26 protein-coding genes and 4 tRNA genes are annotated in these 24183 nt (G+C 48.3%); 17 read left to right on the top strand and 13 right to left on the bottom strand.

Going from position 1 to position 24183, the window contains the following annotated elements:
- Positions 1-15: 15 nt before the first annotated feature.
- From LRY47_RS09005 to LRY47_RS08985, 5 genes are all read left to right on the top strand, one after another.
- Complete coding sequence (locus LRY47_RS09005; RefSeq protein WP_366043571.1) at positions 16-2403, top strand: nitrate reductase; 2388 nt, start codon at positions 16-18, stop codon at positions 2401-2403.
- Positions 2404-2513: 110 nt separating this feature from the next.
- Positions 2514-2825: a chaperone NapD gene (locus tag LRY47_RS09000; protein ID WP_295224438.1), complete on the top strand. Its 312-nt coding sequence runs from the start codon at positions 2514-2516 to the stop codon at positions 2823-2825.
- Positions 2822-3577, top strand: coding sequence for a 4Fe-4S dicluster domain-containing protein (locus LRY47_RS08995; protein WP_295224436.1), 756 nt, complete (start codon positions 2822-2824; stop codon positions 3575-3577). Before LRY47_RS09000 ends, LRY47_RS08995 begins: the two co-directional genes overlap by 4 nt.
- A 3-nt stretch (positions 3578-3580) precedes the next feature.
- Positions 3581-4381 carry a 4Fe-4S binding protein gene (locus LRY47_RS08990; protein ID WP_295224434.1) on the top strand — a complete coding sequence of 267 codons (801 nt, stop codon included), beginning with the start codon at positions 3581-3583 and terminating at the stop codon, positions 4379-4381.
- Positions 4382-4400: 19 nt separating this feature from the next.
- Complete coding sequence (locus LRY47_RS08985) at positions 4401-5051, top strand: Crp/Fnr family transcriptional regulator (protein WP_295224432.1); 651 nt, start codon at positions 4401-4403, stop codon at positions 5049-5051.
- A 77-nt stretch (positions 5052-5128) separates the two neighbouring features.
- Here LRY47_RS08985 and LRY47_RS08980 read toward each other — a convergent pair whose 3' ends face one another.
- Both LRY47_RS08980 and LRY47_RS08975 read right to left on the bottom strand, forming a co-directional pair.
- Positions 5129-5368, bottom strand: a complete 240-nt coding sequence (locus LRY47_RS08980) for a hypothetical protein (protein WP_295224430.1) — start codon at positions 5366-5368, stop codon at positions 5129-5131.
- A 60-nt stretch (positions 5369-5428) separates the two neighbouring features.
- On the bottom strand, positions 5429-5794 hold the full coding sequence (locus LRY47_RS08975) for a diacylglycerol kinase (protein WP_295224428.1): 366 nt from the start codon (positions 5792-5794) through the stop codon (positions 5429-5431).
- Between the two features lie 112 nt (positions 5795-5906).
- On the opposite strand from LRY47_RS08975, the gene LRY47_RS08970 reads away from it, so the two are divergent.
- Together LRY47_RS08970 and LRY47_RS08965 are read left to right on the top strand one after the other, a co-directional pair.
- The gene (locus LRY47_RS08970) at positions 5907-6134 is read left to right on the top strand and encodes an AbrB/MazE/SpoVT family DNA-binding domain-containing protein (RefSeq protein WP_295224426.1); all 228 of its coding nucleotides are present in this window, start codon (positions 5907-5909) and stop codon (positions 6132-6134) included.
- Positions 6134-6526, top strand: a complete 393-nt coding sequence (locus LRY47_RS08965; protein ID WP_295224424.1) for a type II toxin-antitoxin system death-on-curing family toxin — start codon at positions 6134-6136, stop codon at positions 6524-6526. Before LRY47_RS08970 ends, LRY47_RS08965 begins: the two co-directional genes overlap by 1 nt.
- 55 nt (positions 6527-6581) lie before the next feature.
- On the opposite strand, the gene LRY47_RS08960 is transcribed toward LRY47_RS08965, so the two are convergent.
- The 7 genes from LRY47_RS08960 to LRY47_RS08930 form a co-directional block, all read right to left on the bottom strand.
- Positions 6582-6655, bottom strand: a tRNA-Asp gene (locus tag LRY47_RS08960).
- Between the two features lie 11 nt (positions 6656-6666).
- A tRNA-Val gene (locus LRY47_RS08955) sits at positions 6667-6739 on the bottom strand.
- Positions 6740-6866: 127 nt separating this feature from the next.
- Positions 6867-6941 (bottom strand) — tRNA-Glu (locus LRY47_RS08950).
- Between the two features lie 9 nt (positions 6942-6950).
- Positions 6951-7023: transfer RNA gene (locus tag LRY47_RS08945), tRNA-Lys, on the bottom strand.
- A 95-nt stretch (positions 7024-7118) separates the two neighbouring features.
- Positions 7119-8405 (bottom strand): adenylosuccinate synthase, encoded by a 1287-nt coding sequence (locus LRY47_RS08940; protein WP_295224422.1) that lies wholly within the window; start codon positions 8403-8405, stop codon positions 7119-7121.
- Positions 8406-8414: 9 nt separating this feature from the next.
- The gene (locus LRY47_RS08935) at positions 8415-9527 is read right to left on the bottom strand and encodes an ATP phosphoribosyltransferase regulatory subunit (protein ID WP_295224420.1); all 1113 of its coding nucleotides are present in this window, start codon (positions 9525-9527) and stop codon (positions 8415-8417) included.
- A gap of 12 nt (positions 9528-9539) precedes the next feature.
- A complete protein-coding gene (locus tag LRY47_RS08930) occupies positions 9540-10691 on the bottom strand; it encodes an alanine--glyoxylate aminotransferase family protein (RefSeq protein ID WP_295224417.1) in 1152 nt (383 codons plus the stop codon).
- 340 nt (positions 10692-11031) lie between these two features.
- Between LRY47_RS08930 and LRY47_RS08925 the strand changes: the two genes are divergently transcribed.
- Together LRY47_RS08925 and LRY47_RS08920 are read left to right on the top strand one after the other, a co-directional pair.
- Positions 11032-12558: an aldehyde dehydrogenase family protein gene (locus tag LRY47_RS08925; RefSeq protein WP_295224415.1), complete on the top strand. Its 1527-nt coding sequence runs from the start codon at positions 11032-11034 to the stop codon at positions 12556-12558.
- A 14-nt stretch (positions 12559-12572) separates the two neighbouring features.
- Positions 12573-12947, top strand: coding sequence for a DUF779 domain-containing protein (locus tag LRY47_RS08920; protein WP_295224413.1), 375 nt, complete (start codon positions 12573-12575; stop codon positions 12945-12947).
- Between the two features lie 17 nt (positions 12948-12964).
- Here LRY47_RS08920 and LRY47_RS08915 read toward each other — a convergent pair whose 3' ends face one another.
- Both LRY47_RS08915 and LRY47_RS08910 read right to left on the bottom strand, forming a co-directional pair.
- Positions 12965-14665, bottom strand: a complete 1701-nt coding sequence (locus tag LRY47_RS08915; RefSeq protein WP_295224412.1) for a nickel-dependent hydrogenase large subunit — start codon at positions 14663-14665, stop codon at positions 12965-12967.
- Positions 14665-15777: a hydrogenase small subunit gene (locus tag LRY47_RS08910; RefSeq protein ID WP_295224411.1), complete on the bottom strand. Its 1113-nt coding sequence runs from the start codon at positions 15775-15777 to the stop codon at positions 14665-14667. The genes LRY47_RS08915 and LRY47_RS08910 overlap by 1 nt, the downstream gene beginning before the upstream one ends.
- A 114-nt stretch (positions 15778-15891) precedes the next feature.
- Here LRY47_RS08910 and LRY47_RS08905 point away from each other — a divergent pair, with 114 nt between their 5' ends.
- The gene (locus LRY47_RS08905; RefSeq protein WP_295224408.1) at positions 15892-16836 is read left to right on the top strand and encodes a radical SAM protein; all 945 of its coding nucleotides are present in this window, start codon (positions 15892-15894) and stop codon (positions 16834-16836) included.
- Between the two features lie 22 nt (positions 16837-16858).
- Here the strand turns inward: LRY47_RS08905 and LRY47_RS08900 are convergent, their stop codons facing one another.
- Together LRY47_RS08900 and LRY47_RS08895 are read right to left on the bottom strand one after the other, a co-directional pair.
- Positions 16859-17755 (bottom strand): zinc ABC transporter substrate-binding protein, encoded by an 897-nt coding sequence (locus tag LRY47_RS08900; RefSeq protein ID WP_295224406.1) that lies wholly within the window; start codon positions 17753-17755, stop codon positions 16859-16861.
- Complete coding sequence (locus LRY47_RS08895; RefSeq protein WP_295224404.1) at positions 17743-18162, bottom strand: Fur family transcriptional regulator; 420 nt, start codon at positions 18160-18162, stop codon at positions 17743-17745. The genes LRY47_RS08900 and LRY47_RS08895 overlap by 13 nt, the downstream gene beginning before the upstream one ends.
- 435 nt (positions 18163-18597) lie before the next feature.
- On the opposite strand from LRY47_RS08895, the gene LRY47_RS08890 reads away from it, so the two are divergent.
- The 7 genes from LRY47_RS08890 (at position 18598) to LRY47_RS08860 (ending at position 24108) form a co-directional block, all read left to right on the top strand.
- A complete protein-coding gene (locus LRY47_RS08890) occupies positions 18598-19350 on the top strand; it encodes a hypothetical protein (protein WP_295224402.1) in 753 nt (250 codons plus the stop codon).
- A 3-nt stretch (positions 19351-19353) separates the two neighbouring features.
- A complete protein-coding gene (locus LRY47_RS08885; RefSeq protein WP_295224400.1) occupies positions 19354-20121 on the top strand; it encodes a flagellar hook-basal body protein in 768 nt (255 codons plus the stop codon).
- Positions 20122-20132: 11 nt separating this feature from the next.
- The gene (flgG, locus tag LRY47_RS08880; RefSeq protein WP_295224398.1) at positions 20133-20921 is read left to right on the top strand and encodes a flagellar basal-body rod protein FlgG; all 789 of its coding nucleotides are present in this window, start codon (positions 20133-20135) and stop codon (positions 20919-20921) included.
- A gap of 12 nt (positions 20922-20933) precedes the next feature.
- Entirely contained in the window at positions 20934-21782 is an 849-nt protein-coding gene (flgA, locus tag LRY47_RS08875) for a flagellar basal body P-ring formation chaperone FlgA (RefSeq protein ID WP_295224396.1), read from the top strand.
- Between the two features lie 91 nt (positions 21783-21873).
- Positions 21874-22590: a flagellar basal body L-ring protein FlgH gene (locus tag LRY47_RS08870; RefSeq protein ID WP_295224394.1), complete on the top strand. Its 717-nt coding sequence runs from the start codon at positions 21874-21876 to the stop codon at positions 22588-22590.
- 13 nt (positions 22591-22603) lie between these two features.
- Positions 22604-23716 carry a flagellar basal body P-ring protein FlgI gene (locus LRY47_RS08865; RefSeq protein ID WP_295224392.1) on the top strand — a complete coding sequence of 371 codons (1113 nt, stop codon included), beginning with the start codon at positions 22604-22606 and terminating at the stop codon, positions 23714-23716.
- Positions 23716-24108, top strand: a complete 393-nt coding sequence (locus LRY47_RS08860; RefSeq protein WP_295224390.1) for a rod-binding protein — start codon at positions 23716-23718, stop codon at positions 24106-24108. The genes LRY47_RS08865 and LRY47_RS08860 overlap by 1 nt, the downstream gene beginning before the upstream one ends.
- Positions 24109-24183 lie beyond the last annotated feature (75 nt).

The raw sequence follows: 24183 nt of genomic DNA, 5'->3' as shown, positions 1-24183 counted from the left end.
AGGTCTTAAATTATGATGAACATAACAAGAAGAAATTTTATAAAAGCATCAATGGCGGCCGCGGCTGCTGCTTCCGTTGGCGTTGCTCTGCCCAAAAACGTTGAGGCGGCGGAGGCTGTTGACAAATGGGTGAAAGGAACCTGCCGTTTCTGCGGAACAGGCTGCGGCGTATACGTCGGCGTTAAGAAGGGAAAACTCGTCGCCATCAAGGGCAACCCCGATGCGAAGACAAACTTCGGTTTCCTCTGCGTAAAGGGTTTCCTCGCGTATAAATGTATGTATCACCCCGACAGGCTGAAAGCTCCCATGATACGCCAGAAGGACGGCAAATTCAAAGCTGTCTCATGGGACGAGGCTCTCACCTATGTCACAGATAAATTCAAATATTTCCGTCAGAAATACGGCAAGGACGCAGTGGGATACTACGGTTCCGGTCAGGCGCTTACGGAGGAGACATACACCTTTAACAAGCTTTTCAAAGGCGGTTTCCGTACAAATATGGTTGAGGGCAACCCCCGTCTGTGCATGGCTTCCGCTGTTGCAGGCTATGTCAGCACATTCGGTTCTGACGAACCTGTTGGTTCCTATGCGGACATTGAAAAATCTAAATGTCTGTTCATTACAGGGTCAAACACCAGCGAATGTCACCCTGTGCTTTTCCGCAGAATAATGCGCCACAAGCTGAACAACCCCGACGTTAAGATTATCGTCTGCGAACCCAGAAAGACATCAACAACGAAGATAGCCGACCTTTGGCTCCCCGTTGACCCCGGAACAGACCTTGCAGTGTTCAACGCAATGATAAAATACATCCTCGACAACAACCTTTATGATGAAAAATTCATGATGCAGAACACCAGAATTACAAACGGTAAAGAAGTAAAGACCATTGCAGAATATAAGGAATTTCTGAAAGATTTCACCCTTGAAAAGGTCGAGAAACTCACCCGTTGTCCCGCAGAGAACATCAAACAGGCGGCGGAGTGGTTTGCAAAGAGCGACGCCACTATGTCTCTGTGGTGTATGGGACTTAACCAGCGTGTTAAAGGAACATGGGCGAACAACCTTATCCACAACCTGCACCTCATCACAGGTCAGATTTGCAAACCCGGTGCAGATTCATTCTCGCTGACAGGTCAGCCAAATGCTTGCGGCGGTGTGCGCGAAACAGGCGCACTTTCGCACCTGCTCCCCGGCACAAAACCGGTGGCAAACGACGCATGGCGCGCCCACGTTGAAAAATGCTGGGGCATCGAGCCCGGAACGATAGACCCGAAACCCGGATTCCATACAATGAAAATGTTCGATTCGCTCGGCGGCGAGGCAGATGCGTCCAAACCCATTAAGGCTATGCTCGTCTGCACAACAAACCCTGCACAGTCGCTGCCCAACCTCCACCGATATGTGAAGGGGATGCAGGACAGCTTTATGGTGGTTCTCGATATCTTCCCGACACGCACGACTCAGCTTGCGGACGTTGTTCTGCCCGCCGCGTTCATTTATGAAAAGGGCGGTGTTTACGGATGTTCCGAGCGCAGAAGCCAGCTCACCGAAAAAGCTGTTGAACCCGTCGGTCAGGCGAAACCTGATATATGGATTGCCGCACAGATAGCCAAGCGCATGGGCATGGAAAAACTCATCCCGTGGAACGGAAACGACATAATGAAGATGAACGAGATGGCATGGGATGACTATAGATACGTCACAAAAGACACAGACCATACATTTGAGGGCGCTCCCTATTCACGTCTTAAAAAGGAGAAAGCTGGACTTCAGTGGCCCTGTCCTTCCGTTGACCACCCAGGCACAAACAGAAGATATGTCCGCGGGGAAGACCCCATGTTCAGCCATGAGGGATTCAAAGCGAAGTTCGGACACAACTTTGATCCGGCAAGAAAGGTTAACTTCTATAACGATGCCAAAAAAGAGGGCAAGGCGAACATCTTTATGCGTCCCTATGCCGGAGCGGCGGAAGTTCCTGATGCCGAATATCCTTTTTATCTCACAACTGGTCGCGTAATCGAGCAGTGGCACACAGGCACTATGACAATGCGTATCCCTGAGATAGCCAGAGCGCACTCCAACGCATACGTTGAGATCCACCCCTCGGATGCGAAAAAGGCGGGCATTATGGCAGGCGATATGGTTGAAATAGCAAGCAAACGCGGCAAATGCGTAATGCCCGCGCATATTGTGACAGGCACGCTCCCGGGTGTACTGTTCGTTCCGTGGCACGATCAGGCGTTCATCCGCATGATCAACTTTGTGTGCAACGACGCAGTGGATGAGGTCTCTTTCGAGCCTGAATTCAAGATCGCGTCCGTTAAGATTAAAAAAGTCTCCGGACCGAAGAACGTTGCAGAGAAGTTCATAATCAGCGACATAAATTCAAAATACTCCTAAGGGAGTTTATACGCCTCTTGCGCCCCGCGACGGCGGGGCGCTTTTTTGAATGTCTCTGCGAGGAGTGCCGCGACGCGGCAGTCTCATTTGATACAATCGGAGGATTATTTATGATTTTTTCAGGAAGCGTGGTGTATGTAAACCCCGAAAACTATTCTAAAGCGAAAGAGATACTGAAATTCAGCGATAATATAGACGTTTTCGCCGTGAGCGAGGACAAAACGCAGATAATCATAGCCATCGAAGCGGACGGCGAGGAACACCTTCAGAAGATATGCGCCGACCTTCGCGGATTTCCCGAAATACTCGAAGTTGCTCACCATATATTTCATTTTGAGGACGAGGTTGAAGAAATTCTGGCAGGCAACAAGGTTCCGTCTCTGGACGGCTTTTTTAAAAGTAAAAAGCGCGAAGAACGATGAGAAACAGGTTCACGGAGCTGTTTGAAGGGCTTCTGAACAGCAATCCGTTCAAAAACTACTATAAAAAGAACAGACTGCGCCCGCCCGGTGCGGCATCAGAGGAGACCTTTATGGAGCTGTGCATAAGGTGCGCACGCTGCATAGAGGTTTGTCCGTACGATTCCATCGAACGCGCAGACCTGTTTGAAAAACTCCAGATAGGCACTCCATACATCTATCCGGAGAACAAGGCATGTTACCTCTGTATGCGGTGCATGAAGGTATGCCCAACGGGAGCGCTTAACCCGAAGCTCACCGACGGCAAAAAGGTGCGCATGGGCATAGCCGTTATCAACCAGAACACCTGCCTTAACTTCTTATATTATAAGGACGAGATGCTGGGCGTTTCGGCAACGGGTACAGCACAGCTCTGCGGCACCTGCTATAACGTCTGCCCCTATACCGATGAAGCCATCGTAATGGAAAAATTCATACTGCCTGTGGTGACTGACAAATGCACGGGATGCGGCATCTGCACGGAAAAATGCCCCGCCACGCCGGAAAAAGCAATCGCAATCTATCCCGAAGGTATGCCTGTTGACAAAAACACTGGATATTTCGGCAGACGCTCGAAGGTACACGGGCGGGAGCGGAAAAAGAGCGCTGATGCTCTGAAAGGTGAAAAACTCCTTGAGGAGAAGCAGAAGATAGACTCGTCGGACGTTAAGCCCGATTTCGAGTACAACACAGAAAATTATGATGAGCAGTATTAAACCATGAAGATTAAAATATACAGGCGCGCGGCGCAGATACTCACGGTTTTTGCCATTTTTTTCATACCGGTTCTGAACGTGTTCGAGCTGTACTTTGTAAAGGGTACGTTCATCTCTATGGATATCGGTGATGCCGCAATGGCAGACCCGCTGGCTGTTTTTCAATCCATGATAGCCGCCGGACGGGTGAATGAATATATGCTTGGTTCGGTTGTGATTCCCATTGTGCTGATGCTCCTTTTGGGGCGGGTGTGGTGCAGCTGGTTCTGTCCTTATTACCTCTGCGCGGAGTTCATGTCATGGCTTCGCAGAAAACTGAAACTGAAAGCGTATAAACCGAAATACTCTGAAAACATACATATCAGACAGGCGAGAGTGAGATATATATTTCTGTTCGCCGGACTTGTGCTTATGGCGATAGCAGGCGTGCCGATACTGAACCTGATATCCGCACCGGGTGTTATATCCACACAGGCGATGGTGATTGTAAAATTCCATTATGTCACGTTCGAGCTTGTGTTTGTCGCAGTGCTTCTTCTTCTGGAATTTTTCTATTTCCGGTTCTGGTGCAGATTTTTCTGCCCCACGGGAACGTTTCTGTCGTTCTTCCGCTCCAAAAGGGGCATGACGGTGCGAAAAGTAAAAGAGGACTGCTCAAACTGCATGTCATGCGTAAGAAGCTGCCCCATGATGATAAACCCCATGACAATGGGCGAATCGGCACACTGCAACAACTGCGGCGACTGCGTGGACGCTTGCCCTGATAACAAGGCGCAGGACACACTGAAATTTACATTTAAATGATCTATGCTATAATTCTGATATGAACAAACAGGAAGCAGTCAAACAATTTGCGGCGGGGTTTTTCGGCTCAGCCGATCCCGAACTTATGAAGGTGCTGGATACCATCTGCCGCCACAGAACGGCGGAGAAGAAGAGTATTCTGTTCGTTGAGGGGCAGGAGGGCAGTACAGTCTATTTCCTCGTGAAGGGCAGTATAAAGCTTTTCCGCACCAACGACGAAGGCAGAGAGGCAGTCGTCCATTTTGTGCGTTCAGGTGAGATATTTGCCGAGATTCTTTTACAGCTCGGACTGAAATATCCAGTGACATCCATGACACTTGAAGAGTGTGAACTCCTTGAGATAGACGCGCACAGGCTGGAAGAGGTCATATCAAAGGATCCTAAGGTGTCCATGAAGCTCATAGGAGCACTTTCAAAGCGTATCAAATATTTTGTAAACCTGATTGAGAGCCTCACCGTTAACGACGTGCGGGCTAGGCTTGTGAACTGGCTGAAATCCCAGAAGAAGAAAGAATCAGCAGTGGTGAAACTGCCGGTGCCGAAGGGTGAGCTTGCGCTTCTTCTCGGCACTACCGCCGAAACCTTTTCCCGTATACTTAAGAAATTGCAGGAAGAGGGCTACATCGAAGTGCAGGGCAGGGAAATTAAAATTTTAAAGAATCTGGAATAGATTGCTTCGCTTCGCTCGCAAAGACGCCTTAACGTCTCTGCGAGGAATGAAATGACGAAGCAGTCTATATATGATTCTTAATATTCCACACCAGCCGCCTGAACGTGTTCGGCGCTGAAAGCGTGACAGGGTGTAACACCGTAAACCATTCCACATTCGCATTTAGCTTCAAATGTGGTCATCTCAAACTCTTTTCCGCAGTTATCGCATGTTATTTGCAGGGGCAGAGGCATCATTCCTTCTGAAAAACCCATCATACGCAATTTATCCACTACCTGTTTTCCTGATTCAAAAGAACCGCTGCAACCTTCGTGCATGGTCTCCTCCTTCTCGTGTTTTTTGTAAATATAGTGGACTTTGCAGGAATGAAATTGATATCAGTCAAAAAACAGTGAAAAAATTGTCCAGAACCAGATGAGACCTGTGATGATGAAGCTCATGAAGACCAGTGCGCTTCCGGCATCCTTCGCCCGTTTCGCTTTTTCGTCGTATCTCATGGTGACAAGATCCACCGTGCGTTCTATGGCGCTGTTTGCCAGCTCTGCCGCAAGAGGGATGAGCATTGAGGTGCTGAGTATACCTTTGTGGAGAACGGGGATTGGAGCGGCGATTATGCCTATCAGAAGGGCAATGAAAACATACACTTCGAGCTTGAAAGAGCTTTCGTTGAGGAATACCTCTTTCAGACCTTGCAGGGCATATCCCCAGTTTTTGAAAAGATGAAATTTCTGTTTGTTCAGCATGACGTTATTGTAGCATAGATTTTAAAAGTGGAAATAAAATTGTGGTCAGAAGATTGACAATAAATAGTAGAGGAATTATATTTTTGTTATAACATTGTATATACGGTGATGTATGATAAAAAATCTCACAAAACATGGAAACAGCCTTGCTCTGGTTATAGAAAAACCTGTTCTTGAACTTCTGGGAGCGGATGCCAAGACACAGTTCAAAATCACTACTGATGGCAAAGCACTTATTCTGACTCCGGTTACTGATGACGAAAGGCAAAACGCTTTTGACAAGGCACTTAAAGATATTAATGAGCAGTACTCTGATGCTCTTAGGAAATTGGCTGAGTAATGGATTATAACTTCTTAACACTATCAGAGGTCTTGGAGATTCATGCAAATCAGATTCATCTCTATGGAGGAGATGCAAGTATTCGCGATATGTCTCTTTTGGAATCGGCTTGCAGTATGCCTCAGGCATCTTTTGACGATAGCTACCTTCATGGTGATGTTTATGAGATAGCAGCAGCCTACCTATATCATATAGTTAATAATCACCCGTTTGTTGACGGAAACAAACGCACCGGAGCTGTATCTGCGTTGATGTTTCTTCATTTTAACGGCTATTTGTTAAATGTTTCTCAGGAGACATTTGCTGAGATGGTTTTATCTGTCGCGGAAAGTGAGATGAGTAAACCGGACGTCGCGGATTTTTTCAGGAAATGTACAGAAGTTAAAGATTAATGGATACAAATAAAAAAGCCTGTCCGAAGACAGGCTTTTCGCTTTTTTAACAGGACGGGGACGAAGGGACTCGAACCCTCGACCTCTGACGTGACAGGCCAGCGTTCTAACCAACTGAACTACGCCCCCTGTTAAAAAAATGGGTAGTGCAGGGATCGAACCTGCGACCCTCGGCTTGTAAGGCCGATGCTCTCCCAGCTGAGCTAACCACCCGATTATACTTTGCAAAAATTTTCCGTCAATGGAAAATTTTCGATGCCGCTGCTCTCAGGCAAAAGCCTTCGTTCCGCTTACGCTCCGCGGGCTTCATCCTGAAGCCTTGGCACCTATTTTTTTAAAACGTCTCCAAGGGGATTCGAACCCCTGTCGTCGGCGTGAAAGGCCGATGTCCTAGGCCGGGCTAGACGATGGAGACATATAAAAGTGAGCCATGTTGGACTTGAACCAACGACCCATTGCTTAAAAGGCAATTGCTCTACCGACTGAGCTAATGGCTCGTATCACTTTAGTTTTTCCCGTTCAAGCAACGTTTGGTCACCCACGCGAGAGGTAGGTTATACCAAAGTGATAAATTGATGTCAACTACTTTTTATCAAAAAAGTTCATTTAATTTTATTGTCTGCTCTCTGTCGGTTCCGAGGCTCACAAGTGCATAGGGAACTTTCAGGAAATCGCTGATAAACTGTACATATTTTTTCGCGTTCGCAGGCAGTTCATCGTAGCTTTTTACAGTTGTAAGGTCTTCTTTCCATCCGTCGAAGTCAGTATAAACAGGTACGCACTCGTCGAGATATTTAAGTTCTGCGGGGAATTTGTCAAGAACCTTACCGTCGTACTCGTAAGCTGTACAAACTCTGATCTTATCCAGTCCTGAGAGGACGTCGAGCTTAGTAAGTGCGATGAGGTTTATGCCGTTTATAGACACGGAGAACTTAAGGGAGACGAGGTCGAGCCAGCCGCATCTTCTGGGTCTGCCGGTTGTTGCACCGAATTCATGTCCTGCCTGACGCAGATCTTCGCCGTCCTGACCGAGAAGTTCAGTGGGGAAGGGTCCGCTGCCCACGCGTGTGGAATATGCTTTCACAACGCCAAGAACGTTGTCTATCTTGCGTGGTGACAGACCGGAACCTGTACATGCGCCGCCTGCGGATGCGCTGCTGGATGTTACATAGGGATATGTTCCGAAGTCGAGGTCGAGCATTGTTCCCTGTGCGCCTTCCATCATTATCTTTTTACCTGCGTCGTAAAGGTCTGTGACCATTTCGGATGTTTCTGCGACGTAGGGTCTGATGTACTCTGCGTATTCTTTATATTGTTTAAAGATTCTTTCTGCGTCGATTTTGTCCTGTTTGAAGAGGTGCTCCATAAGAAAGTTCACTTCGCGGACGTTCTGTTCCAGTTTTTCACGGAAAACTTCATCGTCGTACAGGTCACATATTCTGATACCTGTTCTGGCGGATTTATCGGCGTATGTGGGACCGATACCCCTTCCTGTGGTGCCGATCTTCTTTTTGCCTTTCATCTCTTCTCTGAGGACGTCTATGGTCTTGTGATAGGGCATGATCACATGAGCGCGTTTGCTGATGTAAAAGTTTTCATCGAAAACAACGCCCTGTTTTTTAAGAATCTCCATCTCTTCGATGAGCGCGTCGGGAGCGATGACAACACCGTTTCCGATAATGTTTATCTTGCCTCTGTGGATAATGCCGGAGGGGATAAGGTGGAGTATGTATTTTGTGTCGCCGACGACAACTGTGTGACCTGCGTTGTGACCGCCGGAATAGCGGACTACCACGTCTGCGTCAACTGTGCTGAGGTCTACGACCTTTCCTTTTCCCTCGTCGCCCCACTGGGCTCCCAGAACTACTGTACAGCTCATTTTGCTACCTCACGAAAGTGTATTTAAGAAATTGTAACTGATCTCAAGTTCAGACTTTGCTTTTTCGTCTTCTGCATAGAAAACGGAGAAGCCTTTGTCTCTAAGTTCCTCGCATTTGCCGAGGTTCTCGCTTCCGACAACAAGCCAGTCTATCTCTTTCAGGCTCATGTCGGATTCGTCAACGCTGTAAATTTCTTCGACATAGAAGACCATGCCGCATGCGCATGCTTTTCTGCCGAAGTTCTCTGTAAGATTATCGTAACGTCCGCCCACCGCGAGGCTTTCGCCTATTTTCGCGTGGAGAACGCTGAGTGTGATACCTGTGTAATATTCAAGTCCTGCCGATTCGGATGCGTCAAATACGAGTGATTTTGCATCCAGCCCGAGGGCTATGAGTTTTTTGAAGAGTGTCACTATATAATCGACGCTCTCCGCAAGCTCTTTGTCGAAGCGGCATTTTTCTGCCAGTTCGCGCACTGTTTCGATACCGCCGAAGGCTTTGGGCAGATGCCTGAGGAATTTTTCAGGGTCGTTGTCGCCTTTGAACAGTTCCGCAACGGCGGTTATGTTCTTTGCGGCGAGGTGTTTGTGATATTCTTCTTTATGTTCGCCGGCAAGTTCCAGCGCTCTGCGTGTAAAACTGCTGTGACCGAAGACGTATTTACAGCCTTCGATATTGAGCTTTTCAAAGACGCGCTTCGCCATAAGGAGCATTTCCGTGTCGGCTTCCAGTCTGCTGTTGCCGAACAGCTCCGCGCCCACCTGAAGTTTTTCGGACTTAACGCCCTTGTCCAGATCAACGTTGCGGAACACCCGCCCGTTGTACGAAAGGCGGATGGGCAGAGGGAAATCGTTCATGTAGTTTGCGAAATACCTTGCCACCTGCGGTGTGAAGTCCGGACGCAGAACCAGAGATTTTCCGGTGTTGCGGTCTATGAAACGGATTATGTTTTCGTCGCGGAAGTTGTGCATTGTGTCTTTGAGCATATCGTAATACTCATAGATGGGCAGGAAAATATCCATATACCCGTATGACTTGACGACTTCCTTTATTGTGTTTTCGATGCGGTTCATTTTGACCGATCTGCCGGGGGCAATGTTTCCCGCGGAGTTCGGCATCATATTGCGTACCATTTATTCACCGATGTAGTTTTTCAGTATTTCCTGCGCGGCTTTTACACCTGCTCCCATGTCAAACTTAACGCCGAATTTAGCGAGTCCCATTTCAAGACCGCTGATAGCGACGATTGTGTCGAACGCGTCATGGTAGCCGAGGTGGGAGACGCGGATTATTTTACCTTTAAGGTGATCCTGTCCGCCTGCGTAGGTTATGCCGACCTTTTCACGCATGAACTTGGCGAATTTTCCGCCTTCAAAACCTTCGGGCAGGTAAAAACCTGTCGCCGCGTTTGAAGGTGTGCCTGTGGGCAGAAGTTTAAAGCCCATCGCCTGAACAGCGGCTCTTGTTGCGTCGCCGTTTATCTGATGGCGTTTGTATACGTTTGCCAGTCCCTCTTCCTCCATCATGTCCAGAACAACTTTGAGTCCGTTGATGATGGTCACAGCGGGAGTGTATGCGGTAGTCGCCTCGCGCTGAGATTTAAGCTCGCGCTTGAGGTCGAGGTAATATCTGGGGATGGTCGCTTTTTCGCAGAATCTCCATGCCTTGTCGCTGAGGGCAATGAAGGCGAGACCGGGGGGCAGCATAAGTGCTTTCTGTGAGCCTGTAACGGCTATGTCGATGCCCCATTCGTCCATCATTGTTTCGTGAACACCGATGGATGTGATACCGTCAACTATAAATATAGTGTCGTCTTTTGTGGAGATTATTTTCGCTATCTCTTTAATGGGATGGTAAGCCGTGGTTGAGGTTTCGCTTCCCTGAATCATGACAGCTTTTGTGTCGGGATTTGCGATGAGGAAGCTTTCAACCTGTGCCGGGTCGGCAGATGTGCCCCATTCCATTTCAATGACATGCACGTCCATGCCGAACGTTTTTGATATGTTTTTCCAGCGCTGTCCGAATTTGCCCGCATCAATGACCAGAACCTTGTCGCCGGGGTTCAGGGTATTGATGATGGCTGCTTCCATAGCGGCTGTACCGCTTCCGGCGAGCATCAGAACCTCTTTCTTTGTATTGAATACCTTTTTAAGTCCTTCTGCGGCTTGTGCAAAGGTTTTGGAAAATTCATCTGTTCTGTGGTAGATGACGGGTTTCGCCATTTCAAGGAGCACTCTTTCCGGAACGGGTGTCGGTCCGGGAGCCATGAGGTATTTTTTCAGCATATAAGCACCTTCATTTTAGACAAAATTACTTTTCACGATACTACAGCGTATAGATATAGTCAATGAAAGGAAGACTGAAATAAAAATAAAAAGGGTGCGTTATACTTTTTTGAACTAAACGATTGTTGAGTGTTCTAACGGGTATATAATACATAGTATATATAATGGTTCCGTTTTGGAAATAACCTGCCTTCATTGGCTTGACGCTTTGACATACGGGGCTATTATTATAATAGATGCATTCGGAGCAAATTACTCCGAATACACTTCTTAAAGAATTTCCGGAGAGGCAGAGCCTCTGGCAAAAAAAAATCTTGTATCAACAGCTATGGAGGTAGCAATGGGAAAGATTTACGAAGCACCTGGAAAGGCAGGAAGTATTGTATCACTAAAACCCCGCTATGATAACTTTATCGGCGGTGAGTGGGTGGCACCTCTCAGCGGGCAGTATATGCCCAATATCAGTCCGTCCACAGGAAAACCCTTTTGCGAAGTAGCCAAATCATCGGCAGCGGATGTCGATCTGGCTCTTGATGCCGCTCATAAGGCGAAAGACGCATGGGGTTCGGCATCTCTTGCAGAGAGAGCCGCGGTTCTTAACAAAATAGCTGACGCAATTGAAGCAAACCTTGAAATGATCGCTGTTGCGGAAAGCTGGGAAAACGGAAAACCTGTCCGCGAGACACTGGCGGCGGACATTCCTCTGGCTGTGGATCACTTCCGCTATTTCGCGGGAGCCACAAGATCTCTTGAAGGGACGTTAACAGAAATTGATAAAGATACGGTTGCATACCATTTCCACGAACCACTGGGAGTTGTCGGACAGATAATTCCTTTCAACTTTCCCCTCCTCATGGCTGCATGGAAGATAGCTCCCGCTCTGGCGGCGGGAAACTGTACGGTGATCAAGCCAGCATCACCGACACCCTGGTCTATCCTTAAGCTTATGGAAGTTATTCAGGGCGTTGTGCCTCCCGGCGTAATCAACGTTATCACAGGACCCGGAGGAGAGATAGGCAAGGCGCTTGCGACAAGCCCTCGTATTGCAAAGATAGGCTTCACAGGCGAAACCACCACAGGCAGACTGATAATGCAGTATGCCGCGCAGAACCTCATTCCGTCCACGACAGAGCTTGGCGGAAAGTCTCCCAACATCTTCTTTGAAGACGTTATGGCGGCTGACGACGCATTCCTTGACAAAGCTGTTGAAGGACTTGTCCTTTACGCTTTCAATAAAGGCGAGGTGTGTACTTGTCCCTCCCGTGCACTCATTCAGGAATCAATCTATGACAAGTTCATGGAGCGTTGCCTCAAACGCATAGAAAAGATCGTTCAGGGCAACCCTCTTGATACGTCTACAATGATCGGACCGCAGGTTTCCAAACAGCAGATTGAGAAAATAAGCGGTTATGTTGATATCGGTAAACAGGAAGGCGCACAGTGTCTCATCGGCGGTAAACGCAACGTTCTCGGCGGAGAATTTGCGGAAGGATATTTCTTCGAGCCGACAGTTCTGAAAGGAGACAACAAGATGCGTGTGTTCCAGGAAGAGATATTCGGCCCTGTGCTTGCCGTTACAACGTTTAAAGACGAAGCGGAAGCTCTCAGCATTGCAAACGACACCCTGTACGGTCTCGGTGCAGGCGTCTGGACAAGAAACGGAAGCCTTGCATACCGCATGGGTCGTGCTATAAAAGCGGGACGCGTATGGACCAACTGTTATCACATGTATCCCGCAGGCGCAGCTTTCGGCGGGTATAAAATATCCGGTGTCGGAAGGGAAAACCATCAGATGATGCTTGAGCATTACACACAGACCAAGAACCTTCTGGTCAGCTACAGCCCTAATGCTCTGGGATTCTTCTAAAAAGAGGTGGCAAGATGAAAACGTCAACAGGTGAACCCGCGGTTGTCGCCACACCTGCAGCTCTTGAGGCAATAGAAAAACTTCTGGAGAAACATGATACCATCATGTTCTACCAGTCCGGCGGATGCTGTGACGGCAGTCTGCCCATGTGCTTCGGCAAAGACGAATTCATCATCAGCGAGAATGATGTTCTTCTCGGAGAAGTGGGCGGATGTCCGTTCTATATCGACTTCAGGCAGTATGAGGTGTGGAAGCACACCCAGCTGATACTGGATGTCGGTGAAGGGTATCCTGAGGGATTTTCACTGCCCGCCGGAGAGGACAGTCACTTTATAACAAGATCGCGCGTATGCGCGTTGCAACCTGATAAAAGCGAAGGCAGACCCTAGGGTCTGCCTTCTTTCTTTTAAAGTACCTGTACTTTCGTTATCTCTATCCCCTTTTCATCCGTAAGGTGTATCGCACATGCGAGACACGGGTCGAACGAGTGGATGGTTCTGAGTATTTCAAGGGGCTTGTCCGGGTCTGCTATGGGTGTTCCGATGAGGGACTGCTCATAGGGACCGTGGATGTCACCCTTGTCCATAGGTCCTGCGTTCCATGTTGACGGAACTACAGCCTGATAGTTCTTTATCTTTCCGTCTTCAATGACTATCCAGTGACCCAGCGCACCTCTTGGTGCTTCGTGCCATCCGTAGCCCATCGCTTTTTTAGGCCATGATGCAGGTTCCCATTTTTCTCCGGCGTGGGTTGAATAGTCCCCTGCGCGCACGTTTTCCGAAAGGTCGGCTATCCATTTGTCGATGCGGTTAACGATGACAAGGGTCTCAATAGCTCTTGCGGCAGTACGCCCCAGAGTTGAGAACAGCGCTTCGGGACCTGCGCCCAGTTTTGCCAGCACGGAATCCACAACAGGTTTTATCTCTTTGTGTCCTTTTGCATAGGCAATAAGAACCCTTGCCAGCGGTCCTACCTCCATGGGTGCGCCGTTGTAGCGGGGTGATTTTACATATGAATAGTCTTTTTCAACTTCAAGGAACTGATACGGAGGCTTAGGCCCTGTGTAGCGTTTTTCGCTGGCACCCTCGTATGGGTGTTTTGCGTCTTTATCCGCATACCATGAGTGGGCTGTGTCCTCGGCTATCTTGGTCTGGTCAACCTCCATTATATTGGAGAGGTCTCCGCCCATGATTATACCTGAGGGGAGCCACATGTCATAAGGGTATCCCTTGTTCGTTTCGGGGTATTCGCCGTATGACATATAGTTTTTATGTCCGGCGCCGATGCCAGCCCAGTCCAGATAGAAGGGGGCAACCGCAAGCACGTCGGGGATATACACCTTTTCAACGAACTCCTTCGCGATATTGTTGTATTCCTTAATCATGGCGATACGGTCGGCATTAAGTCCGTTCTGGCTGTTGGGGTCGATGGGAAGAGCCATTCCGCCCACAAGGAACGTTTGCGGGTGGGGGTTCTTTGAACCGAGAACGGCGTGTATCTTGATGATTTCTTTCTGTATCTCAAGCGCCTGAAGATAGTGCGCCGCTGCCATCAGGTTTGCTTCCGGCGGCAGTTTGTATGCACTGTGTCCCCAGTATGCGTTTGCAAAGGGACCGAGTTTTCCGGTGTTCACAAATGCGGTGAGCTTGTCCTTAACTGATTTGAAATACGCCTCGCTGCTGTATTTCCAGTCGGAAACAGACTGCTGAAGCTGTGCTGTTTTCGCAGGGTCTGCCTGAAGGGCGGATGTGATGTCCACCCAGTCCAGAGCGTGCAGGTGATAAAAGTGGATAACGTGATCCTGTACGCACTGGGAACCCATTATTATATTGCGCATCAGTTCCGCGTTGTAAGGCACATGGATGTCCAGTGCGTTTTCAACTGCGCGGATGGATGCTATTGCGTGTACCGTGGTGCAGACGCCGCAGAATCTCTGTGTGATGTACCACGCATCTCTGGGGTCTCTGCCCTGAAGGATTTTTTCAATACCTCTGAACATTGTGCCGCTTGAAAATGCGTCTGTGATAACGCCGTTTTCAACCTTTGCCTCAATGCGCAGGTGACCCTCTATTCTGGTGATAGGGTCTACAACTATCCTGTCAGACATTATTTGCCCCCTTCTTCCGTTTTTTCACGGTCAAGGTGTTCGGATTCGACCTTTTTGACCATGCCTTTGTTGCGTATCAGATTGACAATTCCGTGAACCGTGAATATAGCGGCGACGGCACCGGCAAGTTTCATGCCGATCTTGGTTGCCTGAGATTCAACACCGAATCCAGGAATATTGGGGAGGCGCTGATAGAACGGCGCCATAGTATCCATAAAGCCCGGTTCCGAACAGCCGACACAGCCGTGACCAGCCATTACAGGCCAGCTTATGCCGTCGTTGTAGCGTATGGTGGGGCAGTTGTGGAACGATTCGGGACCTTTGCAGCCCATTTTGTAAAGACACCAGCCCTTTTTGTGGGCATCGTCGCCCCATGCGTCGACATACTGTCCGGCGTCGAAATGACCCCGGCGCTCGCAGTTGTCATGGATGCGCTTTCCGTATGCGAATTTCGGGCGGAGGTGTCTGTCCAGTGCCGGCAGGTCTCCGAACACGAGATAATGCACCACCAGGGCGGTGATGTTGTCCGCATTGCAGGGGCAGCCGGGCAGGTTCACAACGGGTTTTCCGCTTACGACATCCTGAACGCCTTTCGCTCCCGTGGGATTGGGGTTTCCGGCTGGTATTCCGCCGAATGATGCGCAGTTTCCGACGGCTATGACAGCAGCGGCTCCTGCGGCAGCTTTTTTAAGGTGGTTGATGGCAGAATCGCCGGCAATACAGCAATATACTCCGTCGTCGTCAACGGGAATCGCACCCTCTATGACGAGCAGGTATTTGCCCATATTCTTTTCCATTGCCTGTTCTTTTGCTTCTTCGGCAAGGTGTCCTGACGCCGCCATAATAACTTCCATGTAGTCCACGGAAAGGACATCGAGGACGATTTCTCCAATTTTCGGACGACCCGAACGCAGAATCGCTTCTGAATCACCTGAGCAGCTCTGAAATTCCATCCATATAACGGAAGGACGGCTATCTTCATTTTCAAGAGCCTCGGCAATCTGCGGAGCGAACGTCTGCGGCAGCGCAAGGGTGGCGCTGACTGCGGTGCAGTATTGCAGAAACTCTCTTCTGCTGACACCGCAGGTTCGCAGGACTTCTTTAAGACTCATCACAGACCTCCTGAAACGGTTTTCTATATAAATACATTATAAACTGATTCTTGTGTTTTTGCACAGTAGTATTACAATAAATTTAAACTTTTGTCTAAAACAGGGTGAAAAGATATGTATGGCAAATCCGAAGGATACAGATTTTTGTTTGGTCCAGTACCATCAAGGAGGTTGGGGCGTTCACTGGGGATTGACATAGTCCCTTCCAAGGTATGTTCGCTCAACTGCATATACTGCGAAGTGGGGAGGACTACACAATGCTCTATTATGAGACAGCGTTTTAATGATCCTGAAGATATAATAAATGAATTCAGCCAATGTTATCCATCGCTTGAGCATGGGCTTGATATTGTTACGCTTACAGGCTCCGGAGAGCCGACCTTATGTTCAGATCTGGGTTATCTGATACGAAAAATTAAACAGATAAGCAAGGTTCCCGTGGGTGTACTGACAAACAGCACGCTTTTCACCGATCCGCAGGTTCGCGAGGAACTTATGGCGGCGGATGTTGTTGTTCCCAGTATCGACGCGGCGACGCAGGAAACTTTCAGGATGATATGTATCCCTCATCCTTCTCTTAAGATTGAGGATGTGAACGAAGCTGTGGTGACGTTTTCCAACGAATATCAGGGCAGACTGCTTATTGAGATACTGCTTTGTGAAGGGATAAACGACAATTTTGAGGAACTCGGAAAAATCGCTGATATAATAAAAAGATGCAGATATGAGAAGGTTCAGCTTAACACCGTGCATCGTCCGCCTGCTTTTTCCAGTGCGAAGGCGGTGGGCAGTTCTTTCCTGCTGGAAGCGGCTCTGTTTCTGTCAAAAAAAGGCATACGGGTTGAACCTGTCAGCAACTATATAAAGGATTTCTCCGGCGGGAGTATGACCCGCGCGGAACTTGAAAGGCTTATCAGTATGCGTCCGTGCAGTGTTGCAGATATATCAATGGTGTTCGGCGTGCCGAAAGCGGATGTTGAAGCTGTGCTGGCGGAGATTCCGACGGAACATCTTGAGATAAGAGACATGGACGGCGTTAATTTCTATTTCATAAAATAGGCGGGTTGTGTCCCGCCTTTTTCTATTGTCCTGCGATTGCCTTTGCAGTTTTAAGCATACTGTTTTCCCAGTCGGGGGCGAGAGGATCAATCATGACAACCTTTGCGCCGGTCTCTTTGGCTATGGTCTCAACCTCTTTCTTTGAAAACTGAGGCTGTGCGAATATCGTTTTCAGTTTCTCTTTTTTCGCTGTGTCTATGAGCTTTGCCAACTCGGCGGGTTTCGGGGATTTGCCGTCTATTTCAACAGACACCTGTGTCAGTTTATACCTGTCGGCGAAATAGCCCCATGACGGGTGGAATACCATGAATTTTTTATTCTTTGACGCCTGAGTTATCCTTGATATCTGCTGGTCAAGGATTCTGAGGTTGTTCATGAAGCCGTTCAGGTTTGCGGCATAGAAATTCTTGTTCATGGGGTCTGCCTGTGAAAGAGCGGCGGCAATATTTTTTGCCTGCGCCATTACAAGTACAGGGTCAAGCCATATGTGCGGGTCTGCCATTCCTTCATGATCATCGTGATCGTCATGATCGTGGTGTTCGTGTCCGTGTTCCTCTTCGCCTTCATCCTCGTCGTGGTGATGGTGTTCTGCCATCTGACGTTTTTTTATCCCTTTGTCCGTAGCGACAATTTTAAGGTTTTTGTTCACTCCGGCTATCTTTTTCAGCCATGCCTGTTCGGACGGGTCGCTGATTGAGAAGTATATGGACGACTGAGCCAGCTCTGTCATCTGCTTCGGTTTGGGTTCGTATGAGTGGGGGCTTGAACCGGCAGGAACAAGGACAAAAACATCCGCTTTGTCCTTCGCTATCTGCTCAACAAAATATTTCTGAGGGGCGATGGATACGAAGACTTTCATCTTCGCAAATGCAGGCGCCGCAATGAGTACGGCACACATAAACAGAGCTAACTTGCGCATGAGCTGCACCTTCCTTTAAGTATGAGTTCTACGGACGACACTTCTTTTTGCTGTCCGAGCTTTATGAAAAAAGCGGACTCGTCGAATCCGTATGGTTTGAGACACTCTATCCCCCCGCAACTCTCGCATATGAAATGTGCGTGCGGCGGGTTGTGTTCGCAGGACTTTTCGTAAAATGTAAGTCCGCTGTCCGCATGTACGGGGCGGACAAGCCCTTTTTCGGTAAAAAGCTTCATTGCACGGTATACCGTGGCGAGGTCTATTCCTCTGTCTTTTACCATTAAATGCAATTCATTTGCAGATAGTGGTCTTTCGCTGTCCAGCACGGCGTGGAGAATAGTCTCTCTTGCCTCTGTTCTGACAGTATTTGTAGTTTTGAGCAGGTTGTCTGCTTTACATTTTTCCATGTGCTTATGATACATCTTTGCAAATGATTTGCAAGTGTAAAAACGGAATAAGGCGAAGCAATCTGGTCTTTTCTCCTCTTTGTTATCAGTTTGAGGTCTCATGGATGAAACCCGCTTGCGTGAACGGAGGGAGGGGGGGGGCTTGTTTGCCCCAAAGGTCCATGGATGGACCTCACGGAGAATATTTTTTGCGCTTTGGTGCAATAAAATATTTGTAGTGTGAGCAAGGGGCAGGCTTTGCCTGAAACTTGCGTTGCGAGGAAACAGCAGGAAGCTGTTTGCGAGATGGTGATAGGTTTCATGGAAGAAACCCGCTTGCGTGAACGGAGGGAGGTTTGCCGACCGGAGTGTTGGCGCAATTTTTCCATGGATGGATAAAATTGCGTTTAATCAAATTGGCATCTCCATTGCTTCTACACATTTCAGGAGCGAAACATGAAGAAAATATTTCCCATGCTCTTTGCGTTGGTTTTCTTCAGCGGATGCGCTGTGAAGGAAGCCGGAGTCAATCTGGTCAAGGAAAATCCTGTCACAAAGGCGGGCAAAAGTGTCACCGGAAAGATAGACAATATTATCATAGAACCGGTGACGGAACTTATGAAACCAAGCTCTGGTTTGTTGCTTTTTGCCGTGGTTCTTGAGACAAATACGAATGTTTCGTCGCTCCTTTATGATAAAACGAAGGAGAAGGCGGAGGACTACACACATATAATGACCCGCAGGCTTGATCACGGCAGGTTCATATATGTTGTTCCGCCCAGAATAACCCATTCGGATGGTACATACGAGTTTAACGAGAAGCTCCATACCCAGATACGCAACTTTCTTGCGGCGGGAGAATATGGAATTCCTGTGGATACCATCAAGCAGGCGGAATATATAGTCGTGTTCAACGCGAAGGAATCTTTCGACAGAAAATATGGCACGAATTTTTCTAAAGTAAATTTTTCCATAATGAATAAAGACGACACTCCTGTGTTCGCGGCGAGCCTGCGGATGGAGAGCAAGTCGGATAAAAATTTCTGGTATTACTCGGAAAAAGAGGCAATGCCCGTCAGAACACTGACCATGAAAGGGCTTGCATACATAATGGCAAACAGTCTGCCGGAGGCGCATGGTGACAGAACAAAGCTTCAGGCGGCAACAGACAGGGTTCTGGCTAAGGTCGGAATTGACAGGGAGGGCTGATATATGCTGAACGGAATGTACACTGCGACCGGAGGTCTGATGGTACAGCAGAGGCGGATGGATGTTATATCCAACAACCTCGCCAACGCCAACACCAAAGGTTACAAAGCTGATACTGCGGTTTTTTCGCAGTACCTTGCAAATGCGGGGCAGTATCCCGACAACATAATCAGAGACAGTCTGTACAATAAGACGATAAACGCTACGGCGAGGCTGGACGATATAAAGACTGACTATTCAATGGGAAATATGCAGGAGACTGGACGACAGTTTGATTTTGCGCTGACAAACCCTAATGCGTATTTTGCAGTGGATACACCTTTCGGTATCCGTTTTACGAGAAACGGCGATTTTACGGTGGACTCCGAAGGGGAGCTTACCACGCAGGACGGATTCAAGGTGCTTTCAAACCTGACAGTTCCGCAGAACATACCAATCCCGCAGAATGCGCAGTCTCTTGTGGTCAGTGAAAACGGCGACCTGCTTGTCAATGGTGTGCCGACGATGCGCATAGCGACGGCGCAGTTTGAGGATATGGACAAGCTTGAGAAGGTGGGAACAAACCTTTTCGCCGCTGTGGACATGCTGCCGGAAGAATCGGAAAACCCCGGTATAGAGCAGGGATTTCTGGAGGGCAGCAACGTGAATCCCCTCTCCGAGATGGTGCGCATGATTGAAGCTAACAGAACTTTTGAAACCTACCAGAAGGTCGTTACAACCATAGACGAACTCAACAACAAAGCAGTTAATTCTGTCGGCTCAATGAGCTAAGGAGCAGATAAATGTTCAGAGCACTTTGGACAGCCGCCTCCGGTATGACGGCACAGCAGACAAATATTGATACTATATCAAACAACCTTGCAAACGTTAATAACGTCGGATTCAAAAAATCCAGAACGTTCTTTCAGGATCTTATATATCAGGAGATTAAACCGGCAGGCGCTATATCCGCCGCAGGTCTGACCCACCCCACAGGTATTCAGGTTGGTCTGGGTACGAAAGTTTCCGCCATTGAAAAGGTACACTCACAGGGTAACTTCCAGAATACCGACGTCGATCTCGACATCGCCATAGAGGGTGACGGATATTTCCAGTTTCAGCTTCCTAACGGTGATATCGGCTACACGAGGGCGGGTTCTCTTAAAATAGATGTCAACGGCAACCTGACCAATGAGAACGGTTATCTTCTCGATCCTGCCGTCACTATTCCGGACAATACAACGTCCATCTCTTTCGGTGAGGACGGAACAATAAGCGTTGTAACCCCTGATCAGGACGAAGCGCAGGAGGTCGGACAGATTGAGCTTGTGAAGTTTATAAACCCTGCGGGTCTGAAATCCATAGGAAAAAACTTCTACATCCCTTCCGGCGCCAGCGGTGAACCCGTTGCGGGAACTCCCGGAGAGGAGAATTTCGGTACAATTGCACAGGGCGTCCTTGAGATGTCAAACGTAAGCGTTGTTGAAGACATGGTAAATATGATCACGGCACAGAGAGCATACGAAATAAATTCCAAAGCGGTTCAGACGGCAGATGATATGCTTCAGGTTGTCAACAGCCTAAAAAGATAATATAGTATAGGCATGAGATTTGTAACACTGCTTATTCTTATGCTGGTCTTTGCCAGAGCCGAGGCAAACGTAATACTTATAGATTCGGAATGTGTCACATTGCGGGACATCTTTCCCGGTTTTCCTGTAAACGACGACGTATACTGCGGACTGGATTACGGACAGGAAAAGGTCATCAACAGGCAGATGGCAGCCTATATCATAAACAAGTATAAGGTAACCGGAGCACAGCCAGGTGAGGCGACCTTTAAAAGGCGCGGCACTGAGATAACCGAGGATCGCTTCAAAGAGGATATTAAAAACCAGCTTGCCGTCATGTATCCCGACATGAGTGTCGAGGTTGAGCAGGTTCGCATGACCAGACCTTTTTTCACAGCCGAAAATATGCAGTATAAGATAGATATCCCAGTCAACAGATTCGGAAACGTTTCCGTGGGTGTTGACAACGGAACAAGAAAATACAGCTACAGCGTCCTGCTGAAAGCATATAAAGATGTTTATGTCGCTTCCTCGATGATAAAAAGGGGCGAACTGGTGGCATCCAGAGCCGCCGTTTACCGCATGGATCTGTCAAAGGTTCACGGTGAACCTGTCATGAAGCTGGACGGCTTTATGGCGAGCATAAACATTCCGGCGGGCAGACCCATCACCGACAGCGTTGTCGAGAAACAGCCGGATGCGCTTAAGGATTCAAACGTAACGATAATCTACAGATCGGGCAACCTTGAGATATCTGCCCAGGGCAGACTGACCGAAGATGCATATGAGGGAAAAATCGTCCGTGCGGAAAACATAGCCAGCGGCAAAATTATCCGCGGAACCTATGCCGAAGGGCGCAAAGTTATTGTAAACTCAAGATAACACCCTGCTTTTTTAATCTCCATAATCTGTTCATAATCTGGCACGGATTTTGTTATTACTCTGTTGAATATAAGCGGCGGAGTATGACATTATGAAAAATATTCTTTTGATGCTGGTTCTGACAGCGGTTATCACAACCGGATGCGCAAAGAAACCCACCTTTGAGAACGACGCTCTTACAAACAGCTATCAAAAAGAGCTTGATGATTACAGAAAGATGCAGGCATCCAAGAAGCCCACGGCTTCACTCTGGACAGACACTGCTTCGCAAAGCAGCCTGTTTCTTGACTATAAGGGCAGACACATCGGCGACATCATCACTGTCAACATAATCGAAAGTTCTTCCGCTACAAACTCCAACTCCACAGCAACTGCGAAAACTCAGGCGACTTCATCCACACTTACAAACCTGATGGGACTCCCTGCAAACCTTGGCGTTTCAAACCTGCTGGGTACAGGAAACGCACTTAATCTGGACAACGGTCTTAACTCTTCCAACAGCTTCACAGGAAACGGGTCAAAGTCTAAGACCGACCGGGTGACAGGTACCATAGGTGCAAGGGTGGTTGAGGTGCTTCCATCCGGCAACCTCGTTATTGAGGGACACAGAGAGATAATCGTAGATAACGAGAAACAGACGATAACCCTGAGCGGCATCGTCCGCCAGAAAGATATAGCGGCTGACAACACAGTGGCATCAACGGCAATTGCAGACGCAAAGATAGCCTACAGCGGTTCCGGTATGCTTTCCGACGCGAACAAACCCGGATGGCTTATGACGCTCTATAACTGGATAATGCCTTTCTAAAGGGGGACATGGGATGAGGACAGTATTTTTAACACTTATAATTGCAGTATTCGCTCAGAGCGCATTTGCTCTGGTAAAGATAAGGGATATTTCAAACGTTGAGGGGATCAGAGACAACCAGCTTATCGGTTACGGTCTTGTGGTCGGTCTTAACGGCACAGGCGACAAAAGCGGTACGGAATTCACCGTTCAGTCGCTGGTGAACATGATGGAGAGGATGGGCATAACAGTTGACAAGAATGCCGTCAAGGTTAAGAACGTTGCGGCTGTTATGGTAACTGCGAAGCTCATGCCCTTCTCAAACAGCGGCAGCAAGATGGACGTAATAGTCTCATCAGTGGGTGATGCGAAAAGTCTTGAGGGCGGCACATTGCTCATGACACCCCTTTCCGCTGCAAACGGTCAGGTGTATGCGGTTGCGCAGGGACCCGTATCCGTCGGCGGTATGAACGTTGCGGCATCGGGTGCAGGCACCATAAAGAACCACCCCACCGTCGGTATGATACCCAACGGCGCTATAGTTGAACGCGAAGTGCCGTTCAATATGGATGAATCCAACATAGTTCTTAACTTCAAAAACGGAAGCGTATCCGACATGGTAAAAGCGAAAGACGCTATAAACAGCCGCGTCGGTTCAAACGTTGCAAAGATAACTTCACCTTCCACACTTGAGGTGATAGTTCCCCGCTCCCAGATGGACAATTTCTATGTCTTTATGGATAACGTTCTGTCGGCTGAAATTGAGCCTACAAACCTCGCGAAAGTTGTCGTGGACGAGCGCACCGGAACAATAGTCATGGGTGCGGACGTACGCATAAACACGGTTGCGGTTTCCCACGGCAACCTGACCATAAATATCAATTCCACTGTTGAAGTGAACCAGAATCAGAACTTCATAGGAAATAATCAGGGCGGTCCTAACAACAATAATCAGCAGGGACAGCAGCAACAGCAGATAACTGTTACAGAGGAGAATGCCAAACTCATGGTCGTTCCCGAAGGCGTAGCCATCAGCGACCTTGTGAAAGCGCTTAACTCCATCGGCGTAACCCCCAGAGACCTGATATCAATCCTTCAGGCTATAAAATCTGCCGGCGCTCTCCACGGCGAATTGCAGGTGATGTAATGAACATAGATCTTGTAGACAGTTCAGTAAACTATGCCAGAGATAAAGACGAAAAGCTTAAAAAGGCCTGTGAGGATTTTGAGGCGCTTTTCGTTTCAAAAATGTTCGAGACAATGCGTAAGTCCGAGATTGAAGGCGGGCTTATCGAAAAAAGCCGCGGAGAGGAGATATTCACCTCTATGCTCGATTCCGAGGTTGCTCAGGAATCCGTTAAAGGCGGCGGGATGGGGCTTGCGAAAATGCTTTATGATTCACTGGGAAAATACACAGCAGATGATAAAGGAAATAATTTCCCCGCACAGGAAAAAACAGCCTCTGCCGGGGACGATATAGTCAAATTAAGGCAGCAATTAAGTGGCACGGATGTTGCTTCTGATATGTCAGTCAGATAACTGACACGATATGAGAGCAGGAAACGGGTAACAGTTTTTTTTACTGGAATAACCGGAGCAAAACTGCTAAAGTTT

The organism is Seleniivibrio sp. (assembly GCF_021209385.1).
Taxonomy (GTDB): domain Bacteria; phylum Chrysiogenota; class Deferribacteres; order Deferribacterales; family Geovibrionaceae; genus Seleniivibrio.
Note: the sequence above shows the minus strand (reverse complement) of the source record. Positions and strands in the feature narration are given on the sequence as shown.

What these genes read in the sequence shown, in the direction of transcription:
- LRY47_RS08890 (WP_295224402.1), top strand. Translation starts at nt 18,598, where the DNA reads ATGAAGAAAATATTTCCCATGCTCTTTGCGTTGGTTTTCTTCAGCGGA.
- flgA (WP_295224396.1), top strand. Translation starts at nt 20,934, where the DNA reads ATGAGATTTGTAACACTGCTTATTCTTATGCTGGTCTTTGCCAGAGCC.
- LRY47_RS08920 (WP_295224413.1), top strand. Translation starts at nt 12,573, where the DNA reads ATGAAAACGTCAACAGGTGAACCCGCGGTTGTCGCCACACCTGCAGCT.
- LRY47_RS08925 (WP_295224415.1), top strand. Translation starts at nt 11,032, where the DNA reads ATGGGAAAGATTTACGAAGCACCTGGAAAGGCAGGAAGTATTGTATCA.
- LRY47_RS08865 (WP_295224392.1), top strand. Translation starts at nt 22,604, where the DNA reads ATGAGGACAGTATTTTTAACACTTATAATTGCAGTATTCGCTCAGAGC.
- LRY47_RS08900 (WP_295224406.1), bottom strand. Translation starts at nt 17,755, where the DNA reads ATGCGCAAGTTAGCTCTGTTTATGTGTGCCGTACTCATTGCGGCGCCT.
- LRY47_RS08860 (WP_295224390.1), top strand. Translation starts at nt 23,716, where the DNA reads ATGAACATAGATCTTGTAGACAGTTCAGTAAACTATGCCAGAGATAAA.
- LRY47_RS08975 (WP_295224428.1), bottom strand. Translation starts at nt 5,794, where the DNA reads ATGCTGAACAAACAGAAATTTCATCTTTTCAAAAACTGGGGATATGCC.
- LRY47_RS08885 (WP_295224400.1), top strand. Translation starts at nt 19,354, where the DNA reads ATGCTGAACGGAATGTACACTGCGACCGGAGGTCTGATGGTACAGCAG.
- LRY47_RS09000 (WP_295224438.1), top strand. Translation starts at nt 2,514, where the DNA reads ATGATTTTTTCAGGAAGCGTGGTGTATGTAAACCCCGAAAACTATTCT.
- LRY47_RS08935 (WP_295224420.1), bottom strand. Translation starts at nt 9,527, where the DNA reads ATGATGCCGAACTCCGCGGGAAACATTGCCCCCGGCAGATCGGTCAAA.
- LRY47_RS08965 (WP_295224424.1), top strand. Translation starts at nt 6,134, where the DNA reads ATGGATTATAACTTCTTAACACTATCAGAGGTCTTGGAGATTCATGCA.
- LRY47_RS08910 (WP_295224411.1), bottom strand. Translation starts at nt 15,777, where the DNA reads ATGAGTCTTAAAGAAGTCCTGCGAACCTGCGGTGTCAGCAGAAGAGAG.
- LRY47_RS08980 (WP_295224430.1), bottom strand. Translation starts at nt 5,368, where the DNA reads ATGCACGAAGGTTGCAGCGGTTCTTTTGAATCAGGAAAACAGGTAGTG.
- LRY47_RS08870 (WP_295224394.1), top strand. Translation starts at nt 21,874, where the DNA reads ATGAAAAATATTCTTTTGATGCTGGTTCTGACAGCGGTTATCACAACC.
- flgG (WP_295224398.1), top strand. Translation starts at nt 20,133, where the DNA reads ATGTTCAGAGCACTTTGGACAGCCGCCTCCGGTATGACGGCACAGCAG.
- LRY47_RS08915 (WP_295224412.1), bottom strand. Translation starts at nt 14,665, where the DNA reads ATGTCTGACAGGATAGTTGTAGACCCTATCACCAGAATAGAGGGTCAC.
- LRY47_RS08995 (WP_295224436.1), top strand. Translation starts at nt 2,822, where the DNA reads ATGAGAAACAGGTTCACGGAGCTGTTTGAAGGGCTTCTGAACAGCAAT.
- LRY47_RS09005 (WP_366043571.1), top strand. Translation starts at nt 16, where the DNA reads ATGAACATAACAAGAAGAAATTTTATAAAAGCATCAATGGCGGCCGCG.
- LRY47_RS08940 (WP_295224422.1), bottom strand. Translation starts at nt 8,405, where the DNA reads ATGAGCTGTACAGTAGTTCTGGGAGCCCAGTGGGGCGACGAGGGAAAA.
- LRY47_RS08930 (WP_295224417.1), bottom strand. Translation starts at nt 10,691, where the DNA reads ATGCTGAAAAAATACCTCATGGCTCCCGGACCGACACCCGTTCCGGAA.
- LRY47_RS08990 (WP_295224434.1), top strand. Translation starts at nt 3,581, where the DNA reads ATGAAGATTAAAATATACAGGCGCGCGGCGCAGATACTCACGGTTTTT.
- LRY47_RS08905 (WP_295224408.1), top strand. Translation starts at nt 15,892, where the DNA reads ATGTATGGCAAATCCGAAGGATACAGATTTTTGTTTGGTCCAGTACCA.
- LRY47_RS08970 (WP_295224426.1), top strand. Translation starts at nt 5,907, where the DNA reads ATGATAAAAAATCTCACAAAACATGGAAACAGCCTTGCTCTGGTTATA.
- LRY47_RS08895 (WP_295224404.1), bottom strand. Translation starts at nt 18,162, where the DNA reads ATGGAAAAATGTAAAGCAGACAACCTGCTCAAAACTACAAATACTGTC.
- LRY47_RS08985 (WP_295224432.1), top strand. Translation starts at nt 4,401, where the DNA reads ATGAACAAACAGGAAGCAGTCAAACAATTTGCGGCGGGGTTTTTCGGC.